Genomic DNA, 24,599 nt, shown 5'->3' with positions numbered 1-24,599 from the left:
GCCGGACGTCGGACGGTTTCGGGACAGTTGTGGAGGAAGCAGATGAGTGTGGCCCTGACCAAGGGCGGCAATGTGTCGCTCAGCAAACAGGCCCCCGGTCTGACTGCCGTGAGCGTGGGGCTGGGCTGGCAGGTAGGGGGCTCCGGAGGCGCCGGCTACGACCTGGACGCCAGCGCGCTGCTGTGCGACCAGTCCGGACGGGCCCTCTCCGACCAGCACTTCGTCTTCTTCAACAACCTCCGCAGCCCCGACGGTTCGGTACGGCACTGCGGCAGCGACCCGCGCGGCGGAAGCGGCGGCGACGACGAGCGGATCGAGGTCGACCTCACCGCGGTCCCCGCCGGGGTGGCGAAAATCGTCTTCCCGGTTTCCCTGTACGAGGCCGAGCAGCGCGGCCAGAACTTCGGCCAGGTCCGCAGCGCCTACATCCGCGTGGTCGACCAGACCGACGGCACCGAAATCGCCCGCTACGACCTGCGCGAAGACGCCGCCACCGAAACCGCCATGGTCTTCGGCGAGCTCTACCGCCACGGCTCGGACTGGAAGTTCCGCGCCATCGGGCAGGGTTACGCCGCCGGGCTCGCCGGTATCGCGCAGGACTTCGGCGTCGACGTCCTGCGCCCGGATCCGGCCGCCGCGGCGCAGCCGGCGGCGCCCACCCCGCCCACCGCGCCGCCCGCCCCTCCGGCAGCAGCGGCCTCTCCCGTAACGGCCGCTGCGGCAACAGGGGCCGCAGCGGCAACGGCGGCCGCCACCGGCTGGGAGACGCCGGGCCACGGCGCCGCCACCACACCACCACAACCGACAGGGAGTTCCGCCATGACCTGCTTCTTCGACCCCAACCACGGCCCCGGCATGACGCCCGTCATGTGGTCCCCGCAGTGGGGCGTACCCCGCCAGATCCAGACCTGCGCCGGCTGCGCCCAGCGGGTCCAGACCACCCCACCGCCGTACTACACCGCACCCCAGGCGGGCTATCCGCAGCCGGCCCAACAGGGTTACCCGCAGGCGCCGATGCAGCAGGGCTACCCCCAGGACCCGCAGCAGCAGGGCGGCGGCCGCCGCTTCGGCGCGGGTGCGCTCATCGGCGCGGGTGCGGCCGGTCTGGTCGGCGGTGCGCTGCTGAACGAGGCGTTCGACGATGACGAGCCCGAGGTCATCGTCAACAACTACTACGAGGACTGATCCCACCTTCCCCTCCGGGCCCCGGCCCGGAGGGGAAGAGCCCCCGGCCCGCCGCCACGCCCGTAGGCGCCCAACAGGACGGGCACCGCCGCACGCCGGCCGCACGAGGGGTTCCTACAGCTCGGCGTCGCCCCACTCCTCGACGGCCACCTCGTCACCGACCGACAGCTTCCCCGGCCGCAGCACGGCGAACTTCGCGCCGAACACGACGCCCCCGCTCGCCGCTCGTCGGTATCCGGCGAGCGTACGCAGCGGCTCCCGCCCCTGCCGCGCCCCGGCGTCCTGATCGACCAACACGACCGCGCAGCGCACCGCGAGCTTGGCGTAGCCCAACTCGGCCCCGCCTATGGTGAGTCGGCGTACGCGGTCCTCGGTGTGCGGTACGGCCGCCCAGTCGGCGCCATCGCCGTCAGCGCCGCGGTCGGGGCCGCTGCCGCTGCGACTGTCGACGACGACGTTCGGGCGGAAGCGGTTCATCGGCAGGGGCGGGGCGCCGCGCTCGGCCATCCGCCGGTTGAGGAGGGCGAGGGAGGAGCGCGCCAGCAGGTGCACGGCACAGCTGTCGGCGTAGCCGGAGGGGCCGGGGGTCAGGCCGTCGGCGACCCGGTCGTGCTCCGGCGGCACACGGACCAGGCGGCTGGGCGTGCCGAGGAACTCCGAGAGCCAGGCGGCCGCGTCGTCGCCCTGGTCGATCCCCTGGAAGGCGGCGCCGAACAGATCGACGTCGCGGCGCGGCGCGGACGTGGTCACATCGAGGCGCACCGTGCCGTAACCGCCCGCCGGATCGGCCGAGTCGAGCGTGAGCCGGGTGCCGTCGGCACTGACGGCGGGCCGGATCAGGGCGAGGCGGGGATGACGGCGCTGGGTGCGGTAGACCCCGTCCTCGCTGATGACCATGAAGCTGCGGTCGTGCGCAAGACCCGCCGGCGTGAGAAGCGCATCGCCCATCGACGTGCCCGCACACCCCTTGATGGGATAGCAGATCAGCTCCGCGACGTCGGTCATACGCCATCTCCTCCCATTCCGCCGAATCCTCCGATCGGCGGCCAGATCAGGACAGCACTCCTGATGGAGTCATGTCATCTGTCATCGGTCCCGAAATGATCCAACCACCCTGGAGATCGTTGTGAGGGTGAGTTGTCCACAGGCTGCACGGCGACGGTGCGGTAGCTCGTACGCTTCAGGGATGGGTGAGGCGGACGTGGAAGTGGTCGTGGACATGGAGACGGAAAGCGTGTCGGACGTGAGCGAGGCGGTGCAGGTGCTGCGCCGGGTGTTCGGGTATGACGCGTTCCGTGGCAGTCAGCAGGAGATCATCGAGCACGTCATAGGGGGCGGGGACGCGGTCGTCCTGATGCCCACGGGCGGCGGAAAGTCGCTGTGCTATCAGATTCCGTCGCTGGTCAGAAGCGGTGTCGGGATCGTCGTCTCACCGCTGATCGCCTTGATGCAGGACCAGGTCGATGCCCTGCGGGCGCTGGGCGTGCGGGCCGGGTTCCTCAATTCGACGCAGGATCTGGAGGAGCGGCGGCTGGTCGAGGCGGAGTTCCTGGCCGGGGAGCTGGATCTGCTGTATCTGGCGCCGGAGCGGCTGCGGGTCGAGCAGACGCTGAGCCTGCTGGACCGGGGAAAGATCTCGCTCTTCGCGATCGACGAGGCGCACTGTGTGGCGCAGTGGGGGCACGACTTCCGGCCGGACTACCTGGCGCTGTCGATGCTGCACGAGCGCTGGCCCGACGTGCCGCGGATCGCGCTGACCGCGACGGCCACGGATGCCACGCACAAGGAGATCACCGCGCGGCTGCGGATGGAGCAGGCCCGGCACTTCGTCGCGAGCTTCGACCGGCCCAATATCCAGTACCGGATCGCGGCCAAGAGCGAGCCCAAGAAGCAGCTGCTGGAGCTGCTGCGCGCGGAGCATGCCGGCGACGCCGGGATCGTGTACTGCCTCTCCCGGGCCTCGGTCGAGAAGACGGCGCAGTTCCTGGTGGACAACGGGATCGACGCGGTTCCGTACCACGCGGGGCTGGACGCACGGATGCGGGCGGCGCACCAGTCGCGGTTCCTGCGGGAGGACGGGCTGGTGGTCGTCGCCACCATCGCGTTCGGGATGGGGATCGACAAGCCGGACGTCCGGTTCGTGGCGCATCTCGACCTGCCGAAGTCGGTGGAGGGCTACTACCAGGAGACCGGCCGCGCGGGGCGCGACGGGCAGCCGTCGACGGCCTGGCTGGCCTACGGACTCCAGGATGTGGTCCAGCAGCGCAAGATGATCGACGGGTCGGAGGGGGACGACGCCCACCGGCGCCGGCTGGCCGTCCATCTTGAGGCGATGCTCGCGCTGTGCGAGACGGTGGAGTGCCGGCGGGTGCGGCTGCTGGCCTACTTCGGGCAGGAGAGCGGCCCCTGCGGCAACTGCGATACGTGTCTGGCGCCGCCGCAGACCTGGGACGGCACGGTCGCGGCCCAGAAGCTGATGTCGACGATCGTGCGCCTCCAGCGCGAGCGGCGGCAGAAGTTCGGGGCGGGCCAGATCATCGACATCCTGATGGGGCGGAAGACCGCCAAGGTCATTCAGTTCGATCATGACGGGCTGAGCGTCTTCGGGATCGGGGCCGATCTGCGGGAAGCCGAATGGCGCGGCGTGGTACGGCAGTTGCTCGCCCAGGGTCTGCTCGCCGTCGAAGGGGAGTACGGCACGCTGGTGCTGACGGACGCCAGCGGTGAGGTGCTGCGCGGTCAGCACACGGTGGCGATGCGGCGGGAGCCGGAGAAGGCGCCGCGGGCGGCCAGGTCGCAGGCCGGGTCGAAGGCCAAGCGGGCGCCGGTGGATCTGCCGGCGGAGGCGCTGCCGGTCTTCGAGACGCTGCGGGCCTGGCGGGGCCGTACGGCCAAGGAGCAGGGCGTGCCCGCGTATGTGATCTTCCATGACGCGACGCTGCGGGAGATCGCCACGGCCCGGCCGACGACGACGGCCGCGCTGGGGACGGTCAACGGCGTCGGCGAGAACAAGCTCGCCAAGTACGGGCAGCAGATTCTGGAGGTGCTGGCGGGGGAGGAGAGCCCGCCCCCGCCCGCGGCCCCGGCCGCGAGCGTTCCGGGACCGGCCGCAGGTGCGGGGCACTCGTCGGAGCCGGTGTGGGAGGAGGAGCCGCCGCCGGAGGACCGGGAGGCCCCGGGCCCGGCGGGAGACGAGCACGCCGGTGCGGCCGGTGGCGTGGAAGGGGAGTACGCGGACATCGATTGGTGAGGGGGAGGCGTGGCCGCTGCGCGCGTGGGGCGGTGGGCCAGGGGCTCAGTGCCGGGTTTCCGGATATCGGGGTAGCTGGATCGTCGCGCGGGCGCCGCCGTCCGGGGCGTTGTCGAAGCGCAGGTCGATGCCGAGGACGGCGGCCTGCCCGACGGCGATGGTCAGGCCGAGGCCATGGCCCTTGCCGCGGCCCGGGGCATCGGTGCGGAAGCGCTGCGGGCCGTGCTCCAGCAGCGCGTCGGAGAAGCCCGGACCGCGGTCGCGTACCACCACGGAGACGGTGCCGCCGCGCGGCGCGTCGACGGTGACCACGACCGGGGGCGCGCCGTGCCGGTGGGCGTTGATGACGAGGTTGGCGATGATGCGGTCGAGCCGGCGACGGTCCGTCTCGACGACCGTGTCCGGGTCCGAGCCCGCGGTGAGCCGTACCTCGGTGTCGAACCCGGTGGTGCGCACCGCGCGGTCGACCAGCGGGCCGAGTTCGTATCCGGCGAGATCGGGGCGCTCGGCTCCGGAGTCCAGCCGGGAGATCTCCAGCAGATCCTCGGTGAGCCGGCGCAGCGCCCGCAGCCGGTCGTTGATCATCTCCTTGGGGCGCCCCTCCGGCAGCAGTTCGGCCGAGGCGAGGATGCCGGTCAGCGGCGTACGCAGCTCATGGGCGACATCGGCGGTGAAGCGCTGTTCGACCTGAAGGCGGCTCTGAAGGGAACCGGCCACCGAGTCCAGCGCCGCGGCCACCGCTTCCACCTCGTCGTGACCGGCCGGGCCGCGCCCCGGCTGCCGGCCCGCGCCGCCACCGACCCGTGCGTCGAGATCGCCCGCGGTGATCCGGCGGGCGACCGCGGCGGTGGAGGCGAGCCGACGACTGATGCGGTGGGCGACGAACAGCCCGGCGAGCGCAACGGCCGTGGCGGCGAGGACGGCCGAGCCGAGGATCGCGGTGTCGAATTCCTCCAGGTTGCGCCGGGTGCTCCCATACGGCGACCACACCGCCATGATCTGGCTACCCGCGGGCGCCGCCACCCACATCACCGACCGTCCGTGGTACACGCCGACCATGCTGCCGCGCTTGCCGCTGTGCACCAACTTGCGGAGTTCGGCGGGGAGTTCGGGCGGGTCGAGAACGGAGTTGATGCCTTCGCGGGAGGTGCCGTACTCGAAGAGGACGAGGGCGGTGTCGAGGTCCTTACCGGCGTCCTTACGGACCTCGCCGACGGTCTGACGGGCCACCGCATTGTGGACGAGCACGCCCAGGGCGGCGGCGACCGCGCAGCTCACCGCCGTCACGGTCAGCGCGATCTTCCAGCGCAGGGAGACCGAGAGGCGCCTCACGGCAGGGTTCCCGGGGTCAGCGCCGGGGCCGGCGACGGATACGGCGACGGCGTCTGGCGCGTGCGGGCGTCATCGAGCGTGAGGTCCCACAGTTCCATCGCGTCGCCGTTCCAGGCGTAGTCGGTGACGCTGACGTAGCGCAGGTCCTTGGTGGGCTCGCGGACGACCAGATGACCCGCCGCCAGTTCGACCCCGGCCAGCACCCCGCCCAGCAGCAGCACCCGGGTGACGATCTTCTTCTGGACGCTGTAGACGCGCAGCTCGCTGGTGCGGGGGCCCAGGTCGACGACCATGATCAGGTCGGGTTTGCGGTCGCCGGTGACGTCGTGCAGAACGGGGCGGCGTACGGATGCCGGGGTGGGCGCCGTGCCGCCGCCGGAGGTGATGTCGGCGTCGAGGACGGTGAGCGGGTCCGCGGCCGCCATGCTGCCGCTGGGGATGCGGGCGAGCCCCGGTACGGCCTTGCGGGCGGCGGGGTTCTCCTCCCGGCGGAGCGGGGCGGGCGCATACCCCGGCCACAGCGCGAGCGGCGCCTTCACATCCCGCGCCGCACCCTCGTTCTGAAGCCCCTCCAGGCTCGCGCAGCCGGTGACGGGGGCGAGAAGTGGTGCCAGTGCGGCGAGGGAGGTCAGGGCGGTACGGGCCCGCCGCGGCAGCCATCGCATCTCACCGCCACCCTTCGCCTCCGCAGCACCGTCACACGCGCCCGACCGGGCGACGGATAAGCGCAGTCTGCCCCGATATGACACCCGGCCCGACCAAGCTACCCAAGGCCACCCCGTCACACGACCTACAGCAGAGATCTTGGTGACTGTTACACAACGTATGGGTCGTCGTTAAACACGCTCAGTAACGTGCTGTGGGCACACCACCACTGTCCACGGCAGCCACGAGCCGCCCCCGATGAGGAGAACCCATGCCGGCCCAGCGCCGCTCCATGCTCCGTACCGCCGTCGTCGCAACCGGAGCGCTGGCCGCCCTGGCGCTGCCCGCCGGGGCCGCCTTCGCCGCCGACTCCACCGCGCCCTCGACCAGCCGTAGCGAGATCATGCTGCCGGACAACGGGCTGGCGGGCGTGGCCCAGCGGATCGGCCATCTGCCCAAGGGGACGCTCATCGGCGGGGCGAGCGCGCTCGGCGTCGCGGGCGTGGGCATCGCCGTGGTGCGCCGACGCCATGACGAGCACGGGGGCCAGGCCGGCCGCCGGGGCACCCAGCGCGCCTGAGGTCACCCCAACGGGCCCTTCTTCCGCAGCGGCCCCATGAGCCGCTGCACCTCCGCGTACCCCGGGGCGCCACCTGCCGGAATGCCACCCGCCGGGGAGCCACCCGCCGGAATCCCACGCTCCGTTACGCTCTCCCCCACCCCGTCCTCCCCCATTCGGACCGACTCCGCCACCGCGAGGGCGGCTCCCAGCGCCGTACGGAAGAGCAGCGACCCGGTGCTGATACGGCGTACGCCGAGCTCCGCCAGTCGGCCGACCGTGTGCCGTCCGGGGGCGAAGAGGATGTTCACCGGGGCGGGGACGGCGGCCACCAGGGCGGCGATCTCCTCGTCCGCCACCACACCCGGTACGAAAACACCGTCCGCGCCCGCCTCCAGGTAGACCTCGGCGCGGGCCAGCGTGGCGGAGAGCGGCGGCGGGGTGTCGACCAGCCAGTGGGTGTCGATCCGCGCGTTGAGGAAGAGATCCGGCACCCGCTCCTTCACCGCGGCGATCAACTCCGCCTGATGGGACGGCGGTTGCAGCCCTCCCCCGCCCGGTAGCCCATCCTCCAGGTTGATACCGGCGGCCCCGGCGGACGCCAGCTCCGCGGCCAGCGCGGCCACCCGTTCGGCCGCCCGGTCAGTGGCCCGTCCAGTTGCCCGTCCGGCCGCGTGGTCGCCACCGCCCTCGTCCCCGTGGCCGCCGTCGTCCCCATAGCCGCCCTCGATGTCGACGGTGTACGGGCACGGCAGTCGGCCCCCCAGCCGCCGAGCCAGCGCCAGCGTCGCCTCCCGCACCCCGGCCAGGCCACGCCCGTCGGGGTACCCCTGGGACGCGGCGACGCCCAGGCTCGTCGTCCCGACCGCCGCATACCCGGCGTCGGCCAGCGCGACGGCCGAGGCGACGTCCCAGGCGTTGGGCAGCAGCAGGGGTCCGTCAGGGGCGCGGTGGAGGGCGTGGAAGGCCCTGCGGGTGGCGGAGTTCGCGGTGTTCGTACGGCTCATACGGGGACCGTAAGCGCGCATCATTTCGGCGACGGCCGAACTGTCGCGGCGGACAATGACGGTATGTCCGCCAAGCCCACCTCCACACGCAAATCGACACCCGGACCCACCCCCGGGCCCACGCCCGGACGCACGCCTGGATCCACTCCCGGCCCCACCCACTCCCCCCGCCCCGCCCCTCTGCCAGGCCCCCTGTCCGGCCCCGCCTCCGCCGCCGAGCTGGCCCGGTTGGCCGGGCTGCTGGCCGACCGCACCCGGGCCGCGTTCTGCCTGGCGTTGCTGGACGGGCGGGCCTGGACGGCAGGTGAACTGGCGACGTATGCGCAGGTCGCAGCGTCCACCGCCAGCGAGCATCTGACCCGGCTGGCCGAGGGCGGACTGCTGGCCGAGCACCGTCAGGGCCGCCATCGGTACGTCCGCCTCGCGAGCCCCCGCGTCGCCGAACTGATCGAATCCCTCGCCGCCCACCTGGGCCCACCGGCCGCCCCACCGCGCGGACTGCGCGCCGTCAGCGCGTCCGCGGCGCTCGCACGGGGCCGCACCTGTTACGACCACCTGGCCGGACGCCTCGGCGTGGCCCTGACGGACGCGATGACCGCACGCGGCCTGCTCGACCAGGACGGCGGTTTCGCGCTCACCGACGCCGGGCGGACGTGGCTGACCGAAGGTCTGGGCATCGAGGCGGCCGCGCTGTGCAGCGGGCGCCGACCACAGGCCCGCGGCTGCCTGGACTGGACCGAACGCCGCCCCCATCTGGCGGGCACGGCCGGCGCCCGGCTCTGCGACCGCCTGCTGGAACGCCGCTGGATCCGCCGCATCGGCACCGGCCGCGCCGTACGCCTCACCCCGGACGGCGCGACCGCGCTGCACGAGCTGCTCGGCATCGACAGCGCGGGGGCGGGGCTGGAGTGACGGCAGGGGCAACAAGGCAACGGGCGACGGACCGGGTGCGGCAGGCCGATCGCCCCTTCCTGCGGCCCACCCGCGGCCAATCTGGCGCCTAGCGGGACCCGCACTCCCCCGGACGCACATACAGCATGACCCGGGCGCCGCGGACCTCGCGTTGGGCGCAGAGTGCGAAGGAGTGGTGCAGCGTGGTGCGTTTGGCGATTTCCTGGTCGTCGGTGTCGAGGGGCTGACCGTCGGGGTCGGTGGCGACGATGATGCGGCGGGCAGTGAGCACACGGGCGCGGATGGCGTCGCCGGAGCGTTCGATGCCGTAGAGGGTGTGGGACGCCCGCGGGCTCCTGGCCAGGGCGAGATCGGTCAGACCGCGGAACTCCTGTGGGTGCGGCGCGCGCCAGATACGGCGCCGGGCGGGCAGGAAGAGCAGGCCGTCGCCGGGGGCCGCCAGTTCCTTCACGGCCCGGGCGACCGCGGTGCTGTCGTCGACCCGGCTGTCGGGGCTGCGCAGATGGACGTCGACGGGCAGCAGCGCCGCCGCCACCAGGGCCAGCGCCGCCGTCCGGCGCAGTCGGCTCGCCCGGGTCCGGCCGCCGTCGCCGGCCGGGTGCAGCAACCGGGCCAGCGCGGCTCCGGCGAGCAGGGCGAAACCGGCGACGTAGTAGAGCACATAGCGGTCGACATAGGCCGGTTCGGCGTAGGAGAGGAGGAAGAGGAAGACGGTGGGCAGGAGGAGCAGGGGGAGGGCGAGGGCGCGCAGGCCGATCGGGCCGGGCGGGCCGGGTGGGCCGGGTGGGCCGGGTGGGGGCATTTCCCGCGCCCTTGAGGCGTGGGTGAGGACCCGGGTCCTGGCGCAGACGATCCCCAGTACCGCCAGCACCGCGAACGTCAGCAGCTGGACGGGGTCGGGCCACATCAGCCAGGCGAGCTGTGCCGACTGCCGGGTGCTGTAGACCGCCAGCGGGGCCAGACCCGCGAAGACGGTGGCGGTGGCCAGGGCCCAGGCGCGCAGCGTCTCCCGGGGCAGCCGGGCGAGGAGGACGGCGGCGCCGTGCGCGGGCAGCGCCAGCGCGGCGAACTCGTGCAGCAGGCAGGCGCACAGCATCAGGGCCGTGTACGCGCACCACAGCGGGCGGCACGGGCGGGCGGCGGCGCGCACCAGGACGTACGTCGCCCAGACGACCAGCGCGCACACCATCGCGTACGAGCGGCCCTCCTGCGCGTACTGCTGCACCACGGGGACCAACGCGAAGGCGAGACCGGCGAACAGGCCCGCCCGGTGCCCGGCCAGACGCCGGCCCAGCAGGGCGACCCCGGCCGCGGCGGCGGTCATCGCGGCGACGGACGGCAGCCGCAGGCCGATCGCCTCGCCGAGGGCGGTGCCGAGGGTCACGTCGTAGACCAGGAACCAGGCGTGCATCAGCGCGTAGTACAGGCCGTGGACGACATCGGCGTGCTGGAGCGTCGGCCACAGGTCGGCCAGGCTGCGGTGCGCCATGTCGTCGGTGACGGCCTCGTCGCGCCAGACGGCATCCTGGCGGCGGATCCCCCAGGCCCCCAGCAGCAACATCAGCCCCGAGGGCGGCAGCACCACCGCGCCCCGGGCCGCCCAGGGGCCGCGGGCCGCCCCGGCGGTCGGCAAGGACGCGGAGGTCGTCTTCTGTGCGTGCGCTACGTCGATGACGGGCTCCGGTCATGCGTAAGGACGAGCGGCGGCGCGAGGCCCGGGGCCGAGGCCGGAGCCGGAAACGCCGGCGGGGCCCCCGAATCTAGCGTCGCCAGAACCGAGAGCCCCGCCAGGCCGCGCCGCGCTCAGCCGAGGCGTGTCAGCTTCGCCCCGAAGGACGGCTCGGTGAGGTCCTTCTGGAGGGCCACCGGCACCTTCTGGGCGCTCTCGCCGGTGCCGACCGTCAGTACACCGACGGTGGTCCCCGCCTTCGCCTCGTGCGAGAGGGTCTTGCCGCCATCGCTGATGCTCAACACAAGCTTCTGGCCGGGGACTCCGACCGTCTTCAGGTCCTTGGTGGCGACAACCGGTGTCAGGCCGTCCAGGCCGTCGTCGACGTAGCCGACGACCTGCCCCTTCTTCACCGCCGTAGCCGAGGTCAGCGCGTTGCGTACCGCTTCGATGACCTTCTTGCTGTTGTCCTTGACCATGGTGAGGCTATTGGAGGCGTTGGGGTCCAGGCCCTTGAAGTGCTGGTCCATCATCGTGCCGAGGATCAGCCGGTCTTTGCCGTCCACCGTCTTGTAGGCCGCCCAGGACAGCGTGCCGCCGGCCGCCGTGCTGGAGCCGGTCTTGATGCCCTTGATGCTCAGGCCGGCCAGCAGCAGATTGTCGTTGTTGTTGTTGATCCGCTCCGGCAGACCCGGGATATCGGCGTTGGTCATGGCGACCACCGGGCGGAAGGCGTCGAACTTCATGACGGCCTCGGCCAGCTTGATCTGGTCGACGGCGGTGCTCACCGTCGTCTTCTCCAGGCCGCTGGGGTCGGTGTAGGTGGTCTTCGTCATGCCCAGGTCCTTGGCGGCGGCGTTCATCTTCTTGACGAACGCCGCCTCGTTGTCGGACTGACTGTCCCAACGGGCCAGCAACCGGGCGATGTTGTTGCCGGACGGGATCATCAGCATCTTGAGCATGTCCTGCTCGTTGAACTTCTGCCCCGCCTTGAGCCCGTCGATCCGCGACTCGTCCTCGGAGCGGCCCTCGGCCACCGCCTTGGCGTCGACCTCGATCTGTGGGCCCTTGTCGTCCTTCTTGAGCGGGTGGCCCTTGAGGATGACGTAGGCCGTCATGATCTTGGCAACGCTCGCGGTCGGCACCGGCTTCTGGTCGCCGAACGTCCCCACCTCGCCGGAGCCCACGACCTTGACCGCCGCCTGCCCGTGCTCAGGCCACGGGATGGAGAGTGCGCCGCCCTCGAAGGTGAACGAGGACTTGGCGTCGCCCAGGACGACCGTCGGGTTGGGCAGCGGCCGCACCGCCTGGACGACCACGAAGATGATCGCCAGCAGGACCGCCAGCGGGGTCCAGATCTTGAACCGGCGGACGACCGTGCGCAGCGGTGTCTCGGGCGGCGGCGGGGTGTTGGTGAGCTTGGCCAGCAGATCGAGCGGCGGCAGCGGTTCCTGCTTGGTCCGCTCCGACTCGGGCAGCGCACCGGGCTCCTGCCGCGGCGCGGCGGGCGCCTCCTTGGGAGCCTCCTTGGGCGCCTTGGGCGCCTCGGGCGGCAGCGCACCGGGGGCCTTCGCGGGGGCCGCCGTCTCCTCCGCCTTGCCCGGGGTACGGGCCGGGGTACGGTCCGCCGTCTTGCCGAGCGACTTGCCCGCCGCCCCGTCGTCGGCCGACTTCAGCGCCACGAACTGACTGGTGCGCTCGGCGTCGCGCTCGGTGGGCTTGCCGGTGGGCTTGCCGGTGGGCTCGGGCTTGTCGGCGACCTTGTCGGCAGCCTTGGGCTTGGCCTTGTCGGCGGCCTTGGGGGTGCCCTCGGGCTTGGACTCGTCCTCGGGCTTGGACTTGGTGTCGGGCTTGGACTTGGCGGGCGGGGTGATCTTGAACGCGGTGGTGGGCTGGTCCACGGCCTCCCCGGCCGCGGCCTTGCCCTTCGCCGTCGCCTTCGCGATGGCAAACACCCGCGTCGCGTCGTCGGCCGGCTCCTCGTCGGCGGCAGCCTGATCGCTTTTGCCCCCGGCTTTGCCCGTGCCCTTGCTCTTGCCCTTGTCCTTCTTGGGGTCGAGCGTCTTGAAGACGGCGGTCGGCTGATCGACGACCTTCGGCTTGGCGTCGGCCTCGGAGGCGGGGTCGTCGACCTTGGCGTCGGCAGCGGCCTCGGGCTTCGCCCCGGTCTCGGCGTCCGGCTCGGCGTCATCCTCGGAAGCCGCGTCCGGCTCTGCGTCGGTGTCGGTGCCGGTGTCGGGGTCCGACTCCGTCACCGCATCGTCACGAGCCTCGTCACGAGCCTCGTCACGAGCCTCGTCACGCGCCTCGTCACGCGCCTCGTCACGCACCTCGTCACGCGCACCGGCGCCAGCACCCGCATCGGCGCCCTCTCCCGCACCCTTGGCAGCCCGAGAACCGCCCTCGCCGTCCTCGTCACCCTCGGTACCGTCCCCGGCGTCCTCCGCGGCCTCTCGCGGCGCCTCAGCGCCCTTCTCGGGCGCAGCCCCGGCAGCGGACCCGGCCGCCGCCTCGTCCGCCGCTTCCTCGGCCTCGTCGGCTTCGCCAGCCCCGTCGACCTCGTCGGCCTCGTCCGTCTCGGTCGAACCCTCCGACCCGTCCGAACGCCCGGAACGCTCCAGACCGCCCGAACCCTCCGAAGTATCCGACCCCTCCGAGGCACCCGAAGAGTCCGAACCCCCCGAGGCGCCCGAGGAGTCCGGCCCCTCCGAGGGCTCCGCCCCCTCCGCCGCATCGTCGGCCTCCCCGGCCGACGCCCCCGGCTTCCCCGATTCCCCACGGAAGACCGAAAGGCGCGGATCGTGTTCGCTGCGTGCCGGCTCCCCCGACGTCCGCTTCTTGTCCGACTTGTCGGGGGACTCGCCCGCCACCGATGTCTCCTTCACAACCTCGCCCGCTCCACCACAGCCAGTGTTCCCAAGTGTCCTGTGTCCGCTCGGCGCCCTCTCACCGCCACGCGTACCAGCACGCTCCGCACCCCAACGGAATATGTCGCCGACGTGCTAGACGAGAACGACATACCTACCGGTTCCCTACCGAACCCACCACGCACTCTCGACAGATGAATGTGAGAGGGGTCACCCTGTCATTCATCCACGCGGGGAGGCATGGATGGGCAGGAGCCGCAGAACAATTCCGGAGGAGCTTCTGCTGCTCGCTTTGGACCCGACGACGGGCACCACAGCGCAGCCGCAGTCGCTCGACCTCGGCCTGGCCGGGGCCCAGCTAGTGGAGCTGGCTCTGGCAGGACGGATAGCCCCAGACGGGGATCGTATCGCCGTGGTGATGCCACGGCCGACAGGAGATCCAACTCTGGACTCCGCGCTCGAACTGCTGCGCCGACGCGGCAGTCCGGTGCGTGCGGTCCACTGGATCGGCGGGCCCCGGCTGGGGCTGCGCCAGACGTATCTCACGCATCTGGAACGGTGCGGCATGGTGCATGCCGTCGAAGGCCAGATGTGCGGGGTATTGCCGACGACGCGCTACCAGGCGACGGAGACGGCCATCAGCCGGGAAATCAGGGCCCGGCTCGACAACGCGATCCGCACCGGCGTACCACCGGACCCGCGGACCGCGGCGCTCGCCGCGCTGGCCCATGCGGTCGGACTCGGCAAGCACCTCTACCCCGGCAACGAAGGGCGCTCCTCGCGCTCCCGTCTCCGGGACTTGATCCGGCACGACCCGATGGGCGGGCTGGTGGCGCACGCCGTCATGGATGTGCAGAACGGCGCCGCGGCGCAGCCCCGACGGGCACCGGCCGCGGCAGCAGCCGGACCCGTACGGCAGTCCGCGACGCGTGCCACGGCGCAGCCGGCGGCCGGTGTGCCGGTGCAGTCGCGGCACGGCCGGGGCAGCATGGCCCGCGTCGGCGCCCGCTGACACGGCACGGCGCACCACCGGACACGCACCACCGCGCGTGCGCCATTGCAACCGCACGGCCGCACGACCCGCACAACCGCTTTCACGACCCGCACGACCGCTTTGCCGCACCACCGCACGAGCGCATGCGCGCCGCGGGCGACCACCGCATGCGTACCGCTACCCCTCAAGACCCACTTCCCAGTTCCGCTGTCCCACAGGACCCTTCGGGAGCCGCAGCAAGAGAGCGTGGGGTGGCGGTCCGGCCGCACTGGACACCGGCCGGACCGCCACCCCACGCGCACACCCGCTCGCCTTCTGTGCCCATTTGACTGCGCGGCGTGGCATCGGAGTGGCACCCTGCTGGACAGAACACGACAGCAGTACGGAGCCGGAGGTGCACTACCCGTGGCGTCCAACATCAACCCCACTGTCAGGCGACGCCGACTGGGCCAGGAACTGCGCAGGCTGCGCGAGGACAAGGGCATGACCGCCGAACAGGTCGCCGAGCGCCTGCTGGTCTCCCAGTCGAAGATCAGCAGGCTCGAGAACGGCCGCCGCAGCATCAGCCAGCGCGATGTCCGCGATCTGTGCTCGGTGTACGAGGTCGAGGACCACCGCATAGTCGATTCGCTGATGCAGATGGCGAAGGATTCGCGCCAGCAGGGCTGGTGGCACGCCTTCGGCGACATCCCGTACAGCGTCTACATCGGCCTGGAGACCGAGGCGGCGTCGCTGCGGGTGTACGAGTCCCTGCTGGTGCCCGGTCTGCTCCAGACCCCCGGCTACGCCGAGGCGGTCATTCCCGGCGCCGTTCCCGAGCTCGCGCCGGAGAATCTGGAGAAGCGCATCCAGGTGCGGATGCGCCGCCAGGAGCGGGTCAGCGACCCCAAGCGCCCGCTGCGGCTGTGGGTGGTGCTGGACGAGAGCGCGCTGCGGCGGGTCGTCGGCAGCCATCTGATCATGCGCGAACAGCTGGACCATCTCGTCGAGATGAGTCATCTGCCGCATGTGACGGTGCAGGTGCTGCCGTACGACACGGGTGCGCACGCCGGGATGTCGGGGACGTTCTCGATCCTGGAATTCGACGATGCCTCGGATTCGAGTGTGGTGTACATCGAGGGCGTCACCAGTGATCTGTATTTGGAGAAAACCAACGATGTGCACAAATACACGATCATGTACGAGCACTTGCGCGCGCAGGCGCTGAATGCCGACCAGAGCCGGGAGTTCATCGCTCTGGCGGCCAAGAAGCACGCGGATGCCATGGGGTGACGCCGGGGGAAACGCCGCCGGATGAAATGGGGCATTGCGGTGCGGAATGGAGTATTCCGGAAACCGGGATCGCACGGTACACCGGCGCCACCCGCCATGAAAAGAGATCAAGGAATATGACATTCGGATGGGTGAACGACTCCTGCGGCTCGTGATGTTGGCGCGTAGCGTCAGCAGTACCGAATCCCCCGGTAACTCCGCCGAGTTCAGCGTGAGTTCCCAAAGTGAGTTGGAGTGAAAATGGCTGTCCAGCCCAATTCCGCGTTCTCCTGGAAGAAGTCCTCGTACTCCGGCGGCAACGGCGCCTGTGTGGAGATGGCCGTACCGACCACGGCAGCCATCGCGGTGCGCGACTCCAAGGACCCCGAGGGTCCGCGCCTGACCTTCGACAACGCCGCCTGGAACACCTTCGTGTCGGACGTGGCCGGCGGCTCGTTCGACATGGCGTGAGCTGAGCCGTCACGCACCCCACTCTGCGCGGAGCGCGCAGACACGAGCCCTCTCGACTGGATCGCCGTCCCGGCCGAGGGGGCTCGGCCCTGTCCGGGCGCAGGTGGACCGCCGTACGGTGCGCGCCCGTACAGTCGGCATGCGACTCAACTCCCGTACGGCTCAGCGCAGTTCGGACACATAGCGGTCGGTTCCCGGGACGGTCGGGATGAACGGCGCCACCAGCTCCACCCTCCCCAGCCCCGACTCCGCGACCGCCGTCTCCCGGTCGGCGAAGTGGTCCGCCCAGACCGCACGCGGGTCCTCCTGAAGGAACCACAGGGCAGGGGGCTCTCAACTGTCAGACTCCCCCGATAGGTCGATGGTCGTGACAACGGAAGTGCAGACGGCAGGTGGCGGGCACGCCCGCTACACCTACCGTGTTCGTGTGTCGTCGTCGGCCCGTGCCGCGCTGGAAGTGGAGTGGGACCGGTGTCGGTGGGTGTGGAACGAGTGCGTGGCCAAGTCGAAGGCCTTGTACGCGCACAACAAGGCCACCGGCGAGAAGGAGACGTGTGGCCCGGTGCAGCTCGCCGCGATGCTGACCGAGGCGCGCGCCCGCACGGCGTGGCTGCGTGAGGGCGCATGCGTTCCGCAGCAACAGCTGATACGCGACTTCGGCAAGTCCCGGGCGAAGGCGCTCAAGGACATCAAGGCACGGTTGCCGATGCGGCAGCGGGCCGGGATGCCGAAGTACAAGAAGAAGCGTGACGCGCTCCCCACCCTCGAATACACCCGGCGCGGATTCCGCTTGAAGGACGGCCGCCTGCACCTGGCCGGGGGCATTGCGGTGACCGTCGTGTGGTCGCGGGAGCTGCCCAAGACCCCGTCCAGCGTGCGCGCCTACCGCGACAGCATCGGACACTGGTACGCGTCCTTCGTCGTAGCCACCAACACCGAGACTCTTGCGGAAACGGGTGCGGTGATCGGCATCGACTGGGGCGTGAAGGAGACGGCAACCACCACGTCCGACGCCCACGACCTCCCTCACCCGCAGCACGGGAAGAACGCCGCGCAGCGCCTCGCGCACTACCAGCGGATGATGGCGCGCAGGAAGCCGAAGCGCGGCCTTCCTCTGCTCGGACGGGGCCCGTGCGGTCACCGGCCAGTCGCTGCTGGTCAATGCGGGCGAGCTGATGCGCTGGAGCCATCGCGGTCGGGATCGTTCCTGCTCGGCATGCTGCCGGTCTTCCGCCGCTCGGGTCCGACGGCTGCGCTGACGTCCTGCGCGGCGGGGCCGTTCGCCTTCTGGCTGACCAACTTCCCCGGGGCGTGGCCGGCGGCGCGGGGTCAGGCGCGCGGGTAGCGGGCGAGCCACCCCGGTGAGGAGCCCGCCGGGCCGTGCAGCGCGGCGCCCTGGGTCATCTCCATCGCGAAATCGTCCGCCAGCTGGAGGATCGTCTCGCGGCCCTCCAGTTCGACCAGCCAGTCGGGCGGCAGCGCGGTCTCGCCGTGCAGCGTGCCCAGCAGGTTGCCGCAGATGGCGCCGGTGGAGTCGCTGTCGCCGCCGTGGTTGACGGCGAGCAGCAGACCGTGCCGGATGTCCTCGGCGACCAGCGCGCAGTAGACGCCGATGGCCAGCGCCTCCTCCGCCGTCCAGCCCTCGCCCAGCGACTCGACCCGGGCGGGCGTCGGCATGCCCTGCCGTACGGCGCCCAGGGCGCGCTTGAGGGCGTCGGTGGTCTCGTCGTGGCCGGGGCGGGTCGCCAGATGGGCCAGGGCCTTTTGGACGGCGCCGTCGAGGACCTCGCCGCGGGCCAGGGAGTGGCTGATGACGGCGAAGGCTCCGGCCGCCAGATAGCCGGTGGGGTGGCCGTGGGTCTGCGCCGCGCACTCGACGGCCAGCTGGAAGACCAGCTGCGGCTCCCAGCCGACCAGCAGCCCGAACGGCGCGGAGCGCATCACCGCGCCGCAGCCCTTGGAGTCGCGGTTCTTGGGCGCCTCCAGGGTGCCCATCACCTCGTCGCCCAGGCCGGTCAGGCAGGCCCGGCCCGGCTCCCGCCGGGAGTAGAGCCACTCCTCGCGGGCCAGCCAGCCGTCGTCCTTCCGACGCTCGTCCGGGCCCCAGTCGTGCTGGGTGGCGGCCCAGCGCAGATAGGCGCGGTGGACGTCGGTCGGTGGATGCCAGGCCCCGGTGTCGCGGCGCACCTGGGCGCGTATCAGGCCGTCCATGGTGAAAAGGGTCATCTGGGTGTCGTCTGTGACCGCACCGCGCCGCCCGTAGGCCGGGACGAGGTCGGTGACGCCGTCGGCGCCGTGCGCCTCGCGGATCGCCTCGAGGGAGTCGAATTCGATGCCCGCGCCGAGCGCATCGCCGATGGCTCCGCCGAGCAGACAGCCACGTACCCGGCTGCGGAAGTCCTGCTGTTCGGCGCGGCCCCAGATAGCGGTGTGCCCCGGCGCGGCACTCATACCGGCACCTCGCTCGGCCCGGCCTCGCCTCCGCGCGGCGCGCACCCTTCCATGGCCCGGCTGCGCTCACTCACTGCGCGACCTCCAGAAACTCGCACCGTTCCGGGGCCGTGCAGGCTCCCCGGCGCAGCACTGTAATCGACCGCGAATGATCGCCACGGGCCCGGGATCGTAATGTGAGCTGTCACCCACGGACGCCGTTCCGGCTCGCCGCGATTGCCGGGATATTGCCGGGATTACGCCGCCGAACCGGGCCCGGCGCCGCCGGTGGCCGCCCGCTTCCGCCCGCCCCCGACCCGCCGGGAGAGACCCCCATGACTCCGCGCTGCGCCGTACTGGACGACTACCAGGGCGTCGCCCTCTCGCTCGCCGACTGGTCCCCTCTGGACGGGCGGGTGGACGTCCGTACGCTGCGTCGCCCCTTCGCCTCCGAGGACGAGGTGGTCGAGGCGATCGGCGACTGCGAGATCGTGGTCGCGATGCGCGAGCGCACCCCGTTCCCGGCCTCCCTGCTCGCCCGGCTGCCCCGGCTGCGGCTGCTGGTCACCTCCGGGATGCGCAACGCCGCCATCGACCTGGCGGCGGCCGCCCGGCACGGCGTCACCGTCTGCGGGACGGCCAGCAACACCGAACCGCCCGTCGAACTGACCTGGGCGCTGATCCTGGGCCTGGCCCGCAGCGTCGCCACCGAGAGCGCGGCGATGCGCGCGGGCGGCCCCTGGCAGAGCACCCTGGGGGCCGATCTGTACGGCCGCCGGCTGGGCCTGCTCGGCCTGGGCAAGATCGGCGCCCGGGTCGCCCGGGTCGGACTGGCCTTCGGTATGGACGTCGTCGCCTGGAGCCGGAACCTGTCGGCCGAGCGGGCCGCGGAGGTCGGCGTACGGGCCGCCGCCTCCAAGGAAGAGCTCCTGGAGACCAGCGACTTCGTCTCCGTCCATCTCGTCCTCGGCGACCGCACCCGGGGGCTGATCGGCGCTCCGGAACTGGCCCGGATGCGCCGCACCGCCTACCTCGTGAACACCTCCCGCGCCGCCATCGTCGACCAGTCCGCCCTGATCGACGCGCTGCGCGAGGAACGCATCGCGGGCGCCGGACTCGATGTCTTCGCGCAGGAGCCGCTCCCCGCCAGCCACCCGCTGCGCACCCTGCCGAACGTGCTCGCCCTGCCCCACCTGGGCCATGTCACCCGCCGCAACTACGAGGGCTATTTCCAGCAGGCGGTGGAGGACATCGTGGCGTTCCTGGAGGGGAAGCCGGTCCGGGAGCTGGGCTGAGGCCGGGGCGCCGCGGCGGCCCGGAATGCGCTCATCCGTTCGACCATGGCGGCGGCGCATGCGGGGCATGCTTCCCCCATGTCCGAGTACGAGTGGGATCGCACCACCATGGCGGTCGTTGCCTCCGCGCTCTCCGGGGACAGCGACGGCGCGGTGGAACTTCTCCGGCCGCTCCCCCAGCGCGATGTCTGCCATATCGCGGTGCGGCTGGCCGCCATGGCCGCCGATGCGCTGATCGTCGCCGCCCAGGACACCGGGGGCGACCGCGCGGAGGCACTGTCGCAGTGGCAGCAGTGCATCCTGCAACACGAGGCGGAGTATGAGGGGGAGTGAGCCCCCCGGGGGCGGTCCGGCTCGCTCCTCCCCTACTGGTCCACCACCGGCAGCAGCTCCGGCAGATGCCCGTCCGAGGCGAGCGCGGCGGCCTGCCGTTCCTCGGGGACCGGGCCGTAGGTCGTCGTACGGGGACGGGACGGGCGGCCCGCGGCGTCCGCGATGGCGGTCAGGTCCCGTAGGGAGCGGTAGGAGCCGTAACTGGAGCCCGCCATCCGGGAGATGGTCTCCTCCATCAGGGTGCCGCCCAGGTCGTTGGCGCCCGAGCGGAGCATTTCGGCGGCGCCTTCGGTGCCCAGTTTGACCCAGCTGGTCTGGATGTTGGTGATGTACGGGTGGAGCAGGAGCCGGGCCATCGCCGTCACCGCGCGGTTGTCGCGGGTGGTGGGGCCGGGGCGGGCGATACCGGCCAGATAGACGGGCGCGTTGGTGTGGATGAAGGGCAGCGTGACGAATTCGGTGAAGCCCGCGACGCCCTTGGACAGCGCGGACCGCTGGATCCCGGCCAGCAGGCGGAGGTGGCCCAGCCAGTGGCGCGGCTGGTCGACATGGCCGTACATCATCGTCGAGGACGAGCGGATGCCCAGCTCATGGGCGGTTTTGATGACCTCGACCCAGGTGGCGGTGGGGAGTTTGCCCTTGGTCAGCACCCAGCGGACCTCGTCGTCCAGGATCTCGGCGGCGGTGCCGGGGATGGTGTCCAGCCCGGCGGCCTTGGCCTCGCCGAGCCACTCCCGGATGGACAGGCCGGTGCGGGTGGCGCCGTTGACGACCTCCATCGGGGAGAAGGCGTGCACATGCATCCCGGGGACGCGTTCCTTGACGGCGCGGGCGATGTCGAAGTAGGCCGTGCCGGGCAGGTCGGGGTGGATACCGCCCTGCATGCACACCTCCACCGCCCCGACGTCCCAGGCCTGTTGGGCGCGGTCGGCCACCTGGGACAGGGACAGGGTGTAGGCGTCGGCGTCGGTGCGGCGCTGGGCGAAGGCGCAGAAGCGGCAGCCGGTGTAGCAGACGTTGGTGAAGTTGATGTTCCTGGTGACGATGTAGGTGACGTCGTCGCCCACGGTGGCGCGGCGCAGCTCGTCGGCGATACGGCAGAGCGCGTCCAGGGCGGGGCCGTCGGCGTGCAGCAGGGCCAGCGCCTCGTCGTCGGAGAGCCGGGTGGGGTCGTCGGCGGCCTGCGACAGGGCCTGCCGGACGTCCGCGTCGATCCGGGACGGCGCCATCCCGGGGGCGGCGGCCTCGCGCAGCGCCTCCCAGTCGCCGTAGACCTCGTCGAAGTCGTCGCGGCGGTCGGCGGTGCGGCCTTCGGTGTCGATGGTGTGGTGCAGGTCCGTACGGCCCGAGGAGCTCATCGTGAAGCCCTCGTCGGGCTCCTGCCAGGGGCGGCCCACCACGGGGGCGTCCTCGATGGCCAGGCCCGTCTCCGGGTCGGCCAGGGCGCGCACATGCGGCAGCAGGCGCGGATCCAGCCAGGGCTCGCCGCGGCGGAGGAACTCGGGGTAGATGGGCAGCCGTTCGCGCAGCGTGAAGCCGGAGGCGGCGCAGCGCTCGGTCAGCTCCTCGATCTGCGGCCAGGGGCGCTCGGGGTTGACGTGGTCGAGGGTCAGCGGCGAGACGCCGCCCCAGTCGTCGATACCCGCGTCGATGAGCAGCGCATAGGCGCCGTCGACGAGGTTGGGCGGCGCCTGGATACGGGTCGAGGGGCCCATGATGTGCCGGGCCACGGCGATGGTGGCGGCCAGCTCCTCCAACTCGGCGTCCGGCTTGCCGCGCATGGCCGTGTCCGGCTTGGCGCGGAAGTTCTGCATGATCAGTTCCTGGATGCCGTGGTACGCGCGCTGGACCCGGCGCAGCGCGAAGATCGACTCGGCGCGCTCCTGGTAGGTCTCGCCGATCCCGATGAGCAGCCCGGTGGTGAAGGGGACGTTGGAGCGGCCGGCGTCCTCCAGGACGCGCAGCCGGACGGCGGGCTCCTTGTCGGGCGAGCCGTGGTGCGGGCCGCCGGGCTCGCTCCACAGCCGCTCGGCGGTGGTCTCCAGCATCATGCCCAGGGACGGGGCGACGGGCTTGAGGCGCTGGAAGTCCGTCCAGGACAGCACCCCGGGGTTGAGGTGCGGGAGCAGCCCGGTCTCCTCCAGGACGCGGATGGCCATGGCCCGTACGTAGGAGAGCGTGTCGTCATAGCCGTGCGCCTCCAGCCATTCGCGGGCCTCGGGCCAGCGGTCCTCGGGCTTGTCGCCGAGCGTGAAGAGGGCTTCCTTGCAGCCCAGTTCGGCGCCGCGGCGGGCGATGTCGAGCACCTCGTCGGGCGACATGAACATCCCGTGGCCGGCGCGGCGCAGCTTGCCGGGGACGGTGACGAAGGTGCAGTAGTGGCAGGTGTCCCGGCACAGGCGCGTCAGGGGGATGAAGACGCCCTTGGAGTACGTGATGACTCCGGGACGCCCGGCGGCCTCCAGACCCGCATCGCGCACCCGGGCCGCCGAGGCGCACAGGTCGTGCAAGTCCTCGCCGCGGGCCTGCAACAGCACCGCGGCCTCGCCGACGTCCAGCGCCACGCCATCGCGGGCACGCTTGAGGGCGCGGCGCATCGCATTCGCCGTGGGGCGAGCCTCCGGGTCAGATCCCAGGACCGGCCTCTGCTCCGGTTCCTGCCCCGCTCCCTCGTCAGGTCCCTGCGCGCTGGAAGTCATCCTCCGAGCATACGAGCGCCCACCGACACTGCGGCCGCCCGGCAACCGGCCGTCGGTGTGCGGCTGGTCACGTCAGACGGAGGTTCCCTCCGGCGAATGCGGGGCACTCCCCGGCGGCGGCCCCTCGCAACCGGTGCGGTCGGAGACCGGCCTCGGTTCCGTCACATGCTTGTCAGCAGCTCCTCCGAGTACGTACGGGTCAGGAACTCCATGTTGTGGCCGTCGGGGTCGTTCAGATACAGGCCGCGGCCGCCGTCGTGGGTGTTGATCTGCTGCGCCCGGGAGTGCATGGGGTCGGCCCAGTAGGGCAGCTTCCGCTCCGCTATCCGCCCCAGGATCGCGTCGAACTCGTCCTCCGTCACCAGAAAGGCATAGTGCGTCGGCACGAACTCCTTGCCACCGGCAGCGTGCTCGGCGTAGTCGAGCGTCACCCCGTTGTCCATCCTGACGGCGGCGAACGGACCGTAGGCCTTGGGCTCGGGAGCGCCCAGGAGGTCGGCCAGGAAACGGGCGGCGGCGAAACGGTCGGTGCTGTGCACGATCGTGTGGTCGAGGCTGGGCATGACATTCTCCTTGGACCGTTGATCTGCGAAGACTGCTCACCCTCAACGCTAGGACCGTCCGGGGCCGGGGCGGATCCGTCTGCGGTACCGACCCGCACCCGGTGGCCGTACGCCGCTGGTCCTAGGCACCGCCGCCCGCGCCCTGAGGCCCCGGTGGCGCCCGCGCCCTGGAGCCCCGCCCGGCCGCCCGTGCGCGACGTCACCTCACAAATACTGCGCGAAGTCGTCCAGCGTCCGCAGCACCTCCGCCTCCCCCGCCGGCGGCAGCTGGAGCACCACCTCCTGGAGGCCCAGCTCGCGGTAGTGCGCCAGCTTCCCGGCTGTGGGCCGGACCGCATACGGCACCACGACGGGGTCCCCGGCGCGCCCGGCATCCGCCCAGGCCCGCCGCAGCACCGGCAGGGTCTCGGTCAGACCCCGTCCGCCGATCGGCAGCCAGCCGTCCGCGTACTCGGCGATCTGCCCGAAGAGCTTGGGCCCGGCGGCCCCGCCGATCAGGGTGCGCGGCGCGCCGTGCAGCGGTTTGGGATGCGCCAGGGATGCCCGTACGGACCCGAACTCGCCCTTGTAGGACGTCGGTTCCTCGGCCCACAGCGCCCGCATCAGCGCCACCCGGTCACGCGTCAGCGCGCGCCGCGTCGACCATTCCACCCCGTGGTCGGCGGCCTCCTCGACGTTCCAGCCGTAGCCGATACCGAAGGTGAACCGGCCGCCGGAGAGAAAGTCGAGGGTGGCGATCTGCTTGGCCAGACCGACCGGATCGTGCTGGGCGACCAGGGTGATACCGGTACCCAGACCCAGCCGGTCGGTGACGGCGGCGGCCTGGCCGAGCGCGACGAACGGGTCGAGGGTGCGGCCGTATTCGCGCGGCAGCGGGTCGCCCATGGGGGCCGGGGTATCGCGACTGGCGGGGATATGGGTGTGCTCGGGCAGATAGAGCCCGGCGAAGCCGCGTTGTTCCAGCTCACGGGCGAGCCGCACGGGCCGGATCGTCTCGTCCGTCAGAAAGATCGTCGTCGCGATCCGCATGCTGAGAACACCTCCGTCAGGCGTAGGGGTGACCGCATGCTGCCCCACCGGCCGACGGTTATCCACAGCCCTTTCCGTCCGCTTCACACCCGCGTACAACAGTTTTCA

The 24,599-nt window shown here is 71.7% G+C and carries 19 protein-coding genes and 2 pseudogenes; 11 read left to right on the top strand and 10 right to left on the bottom strand.

Going from position 1 to position 24,599, the window contains the following annotated elements; translation table 11 throughout:
• Nucleotides 1-42 precede the first annotated feature (42 nt).
• The gene (locus tag SNA_RS44920; RefSeq protein WP_044368896.1) at nt 43-1,185 is read left to right on the top strand and encodes a TerD family protein; all 1,143 of its coding nucleotides are present in this window, start codon (nt 43-45) and stop codon (nt 1,183-1,185) included.
• A 114-nt stretch (nt 1,186-1,299) separates the two neighbouring features.
• On the opposite strand, the gene SNA_RS37985 is transcribed toward SNA_RS44920, so the two are convergent.
• Entirely contained in the window at nt 1,300-2,190 is an 891-nt protein-coding gene (locus SNA_RS37985) for an MOSC domain-containing protein (RefSeq protein ID WP_044368894.1), read from the bottom strand.
• A 181-nt stretch (nt 2,191-2,371) separates the two neighbouring features.
• Here SNA_RS37985 and recQ point away from each other — a divergent pair, with 181 nt between their 5' ends.
• Nucleotides 2,372-4,435 carry a DNA helicase RecQ gene (recQ, locus tag SNA_RS37980; RefSeq protein ID WP_078970491.1) on the top strand — a complete coding sequence of 688 codons (2,064 nt, stop codon included), beginning with the start codon at nt 2,372-2,374 and terminating at the stop codon, nt 4,433-4,435.
• Between the two features lie 45 nt (nt 4,436-4,480).
• On the opposite strand, the gene SNA_RS37975 is transcribed toward recQ, so the two are convergent.
• Entirely contained in the window at nt 4,481-5,767 is a 1,287-nt protein-coding gene (locus SNA_RS37975) for a sensor histidine kinase (RefSeq protein ID WP_044368891.1), read from the bottom strand.
• Nucleotides 5,764-6,432 carry a hypothetical protein gene (locus tag SNA_RS37970; protein WP_044368888.1) on the bottom strand — a complete coding sequence of 223 codons (669 nt, stop codon included), beginning with the start codon at nt 6,430-6,432 and terminating at the stop codon, nt 5,764-5,766. Before SNA_RS37970 ends, SNA_RS37975 begins: the two co-directional genes overlap by 4 nt.
• 251 nt (nt 6,433-6,683) lie before the next feature.
• On the opposite strand from SNA_RS37970, the gene SNA_RS37965 reads away from it, so the two are divergent.
• Entirely contained in the window at nt 6,684-6,992 is a 309-nt protein-coding gene (locus SNA_RS37965) for a hypothetical protein (RefSeq protein ID WP_030073430.1), read from the top strand.
• Between the two features lie 2 nt (nt 6,993-6,994).
• Here the strand turns inward: SNA_RS37965 and SNA_RS37960 are convergent, their stop codons facing one another.
• Nucleotides 6,995-7,978, bottom strand: a complete 984-nt coding sequence (locus SNA_RS37960; RefSeq protein ID WP_044368885.1) for an isocitrate lyase/PEP mutase family protein — start codon at nt 7,976-7,978, stop codon at nt 6,995-6,997.
• 63 nt (nt 7,979-8,041) lie between these two features.
• Between SNA_RS37960 and SNA_RS37955 the strand changes: the two genes are divergently transcribed.
• The gene (locus SNA_RS37955; RefSeq protein ID WP_078970490.1) at nt 8,042-8,890 is read left to right on the top strand and encodes an ArsR family transcriptional regulator; all 849 of its coding nucleotides are present in this window, start codon (nt 8,042-8,044) and stop codon (nt 8,888-8,890) included.
• Between the two features lie 88 nt (nt 8,891-8,978).
• On the opposite strand, the gene SNA_RS37950 is transcribed toward SNA_RS37955, so the two are convergent.
• A complete protein-coding gene (locus tag SNA_RS37950; RefSeq protein ID WP_420823548.1) occupies nt 8,979-10,451 on the bottom strand; it encodes a glycosyltransferase family 39 protein in 1,473 nt (490 codons plus the stop codon).
• Nucleotides 10,452-10,693: 242 nt separating this feature from the next.
• Entirely contained in the window at nt 10,694-13,429 is a 2,736-nt protein-coding gene (locus tag SNA_RS37945; RefSeq protein WP_044368879.1) for a D-alanyl-D-alanine carboxypeptidase, read from the bottom strand.
• 241 nt (nt 13,430-13,670) lie between these two features.
• Between SNA_RS37945 and SNA_RS37940 the strand changes: the two genes are divergently transcribed.
• The 5 genes and pseudogenes from SNA_RS37940 to SNA_RS44600 form a co-directional block, all read left to right on the top strand.
• Nucleotides 13,671-14,438: a GOLPH3/VPS74 family protein gene (locus SNA_RS37940; protein ID WP_044368876.1), complete on the top strand. Its 768-nt coding sequence runs from the start codon at nt 13,671-13,673 to the stop codon at nt 14,436-14,438.
• 387 nt (nt 14,439-14,825) lie between these two features.
• Nucleotides 14,826-15,692, top strand: coding sequence for a helix-turn-helix domain-containing protein (locus tag SNA_RS37935; RefSeq protein WP_030073499.1), 867 nt, complete (start codon nt 14,826-14,828; stop codon nt 15,690-15,692).
• A gap of 240 nt (nt 15,693-15,932) precedes the next feature.
• Nucleotides 15,933-16,142 (top strand): DUF397 domain-containing protein, encoded by a 210-nt coding sequence (locus SNA_RS37930; RefSeq protein WP_030073501.1) that lies wholly within the window; start codon nt 15,933-15,935, stop codon nt 16,140-16,142.
• Between the two features lie 361 nt (nt 16,143-16,503).
• Nucleotides 16,504-17,250, top strand: a pseudogene (locus tag SNA_RS37925) (RNA-guided endonuclease InsQ/TnpB family protein); the annotation flags it as partial.
• Nucleotides 17,243-17,323 (top strand): annotated as a pseudogene (locus SNA_RS44600) (SDR family oxidoreductase); the annotation flags it as partial. The pseudogenes SNA_RS37925 and SNA_RS44600, both read left to right, overlap by 8 nt.
• A gap of 148 nt (nt 17,324-17,471) precedes the next feature.
• Here the strand turns inward: SNA_RS44600 and SNA_RS37920 are convergent.
• A complete protein-coding gene (locus tag SNA_RS37920) occupies nt 17,472-18,593 on the bottom strand; it encodes an ADP-ribosylglycohydrolase family protein (RefSeq protein ID WP_030073505.1) in 1,122 nt (373 codons plus the stop codon).
• 314 nt (nt 18,594-18,907) lie between these two features.
• Between SNA_RS37920 and SNA_RS37915 the strand changes: the two genes are divergently transcribed.
• Both SNA_RS37915 and SNA_RS37910 read left to right on the top strand, forming a co-directional pair.
• Nucleotides 18,908-19,867 (top strand): D-2-hydroxyacid dehydrogenase family protein, encoded by a 960-nt coding sequence (locus tag SNA_RS37915; RefSeq protein WP_030073507.1) that lies wholly within the window; start codon nt 18,908-18,910, stop codon nt 19,865-19,867.
• 78 nt (nt 19,868-19,945) lie between these two features.
• The gene (locus SNA_RS37910; RefSeq protein WP_044368956.1) at nt 19,946-20,200 is read left to right on the top strand and encodes a hypothetical protein; all 255 of its coding nucleotides are present in this window, start codon (nt 19,946-19,948) and stop codon (nt 20,198-20,200) included.
• A 32-nt stretch (nt 20,201-20,232) separates the two neighbouring features.
• On the opposite strand, the gene SNA_RS37905 is transcribed toward SNA_RS37910, so the two are convergent.
• The 3 genes from SNA_RS37905 to SNA_RS37895 all read right to left on the bottom strand — a co-directional run bounded on the left by SNA_RS37905 (nt 20,233) and on the right by SNA_RS37895 (nt 24,491).
• Nucleotides 20,233-22,899, bottom strand: a complete 2,667-nt coding sequence (locus tag SNA_RS37905) for a bifunctional FO biosynthesis protein CofGH (RefSeq protein WP_275042047.1) — start codon at nt 22,897-22,899, stop codon at nt 20,233-20,235.
• A 161-nt stretch (nt 22,900-23,060) separates the two neighbouring features.
• Nucleotides 23,061-23,462: a VOC family protein gene (locus tag SNA_RS37900; protein WP_030073509.1), complete on the bottom strand. Its 402-nt coding sequence runs from the start codon at nt 23,460-23,462 to the stop codon at nt 23,061-23,063.
• A gap of 204 nt (nt 23,463-23,666) precedes the next feature.
• Nucleotides 23,667-24,491, bottom strand: coding sequence for a TIGR03619 family F420-dependent LLM class oxidoreductase (locus tag SNA_RS37895; protein WP_044368870.1), 825 nt, complete (start codon nt 24,489-24,491; stop codon nt 23,667-23,669).
• Nucleotides 24,492-24,599 lie beyond the last annotated feature (108 nt).

This window comes from Streptomyces natalensis ATCC 27448, from assembly GCF_000935125.1.
In the GTDB taxonomy this organism is placed as follows: domain Bacteria; phylum Actinomycetota; class Actinomycetes; order Streptomycetales; family Streptomycetaceae; genus Streptomyces; species Streptomyces natalensis.
The sequence above is the reverse complement of the archived record's forward strand: the minus strand, read 5'-3'. Positions and strand labels throughout refer to the sequence as shown.

Excerpts from the sequence above, each read along its gene's own strand:
- SNA_RS44920 (WP_044368896.1), top strand. The coding sequence starts at position 43 with ATGAGTGTGGCCCTGACCAAGGGCGGCAATGTGTCGCTCAGCAAACAG.
- SNA_RS37985 (WP_044368894.1), bottom strand. The coding sequence starts at position 2,190 with ATGACCGACGTCGCGGAGCTGATCTGCTATCCCATCAAGGGGTGTGCG.
- recQ (WP_078970491.1), top strand. The coding sequence starts at position 2,372 with ATGGGTGAGGCGGACGTGGAAGTGGTCGTGGACATGGAGACGGAAAGC.
- SNA_RS37970 (WP_044368888.1), bottom strand. The coding sequence starts at position 6,432 with ATGCGATGGCTGCCGCGGCGGGCCCGTACCGCCCTGACCTCCCTCGCC.
- SNA_RS37965 (WP_030073430.1), top strand. The coding sequence starts at position 6,684 with ATGCCGGCCCAGCGCCGCTCCATGCTCCGTACCGCCGTCGTCGCAACC.
- SNA_RS37960 (WP_044368885.1), bottom strand. The coding sequence starts at position 7,978 with ATGAGCCGTACGAACACCGCGAACTCCGCCACCCGCAGGGCCTTCCAC.
- SNA_RS37955 (WP_078970490.1), top strand. The coding sequence starts at position 8,042 with ATGTCCGCCAAGCCCACCTCCACACGCAAATCGACACCCGGACCCACC.
- SNA_RS37950 (WP_420823548.1), bottom strand. The coding sequence starts at position 10,451 with ATGTTGCTGCTGGGGGCCTGGGGGATCCGCCGCCAGGATGCCGTCTGG.
- SNA_RS37940 (WP_044368876.1), top strand. The coding sequence starts at position 13,671 with ATGGGCAGGAGCCGCAGAACAATTCCGGAGGAGCTTCTGCTGCTCGCT.
- SNA_RS37930 (WP_030073501.1), top strand. The coding sequence starts at position 15,933 with ATGGCTGTCCAGCCCAATTCCGCGTTCTCCTGGAAGAAGTCCTCGTAC.
- SNA_RS37920 (WP_030073505.1), bottom strand. The coding sequence starts at position 18,593 with ATGAGTGCCGCGCCGGGGCACACCGCTATCTGGGGCCGCGCCGAACAG.
- SNA_RS37915 (WP_030073507.1), top strand. The coding sequence starts at position 18,908 with ATGACTCCGCGCTGCGCCGTACTGGACGACTACCAGGGCGTCGCCCTC.
- SNA_RS37910 (WP_044368956.1), top strand. The coding sequence starts at position 19,946 with ATGTCCGAGTACGAGTGGGATCGCACCACCATGGCGGTCGTTGCCTCC.
- SNA_RS37905 (WP_275042047.1), bottom strand. The coding sequence starts at position 22,899 with ATGACTTCCAGCGCGCAGGGACCTGACGAGGGAGCGGGGCAGGAACCG.
- SNA_RS37900 (WP_030073509.1), bottom strand. The coding sequence starts at position 23,462 with ATGCCCAGCCTCGACCACACGATCGTGCACAGCACCGACCGTTTCGCC.
- SNA_RS37895 (WP_044368870.1), bottom strand. The coding sequence starts at position 24,491 with ATGCGGATCGCGACGACGATCTTTCTGACGGACGAGACGATCCGGCCC.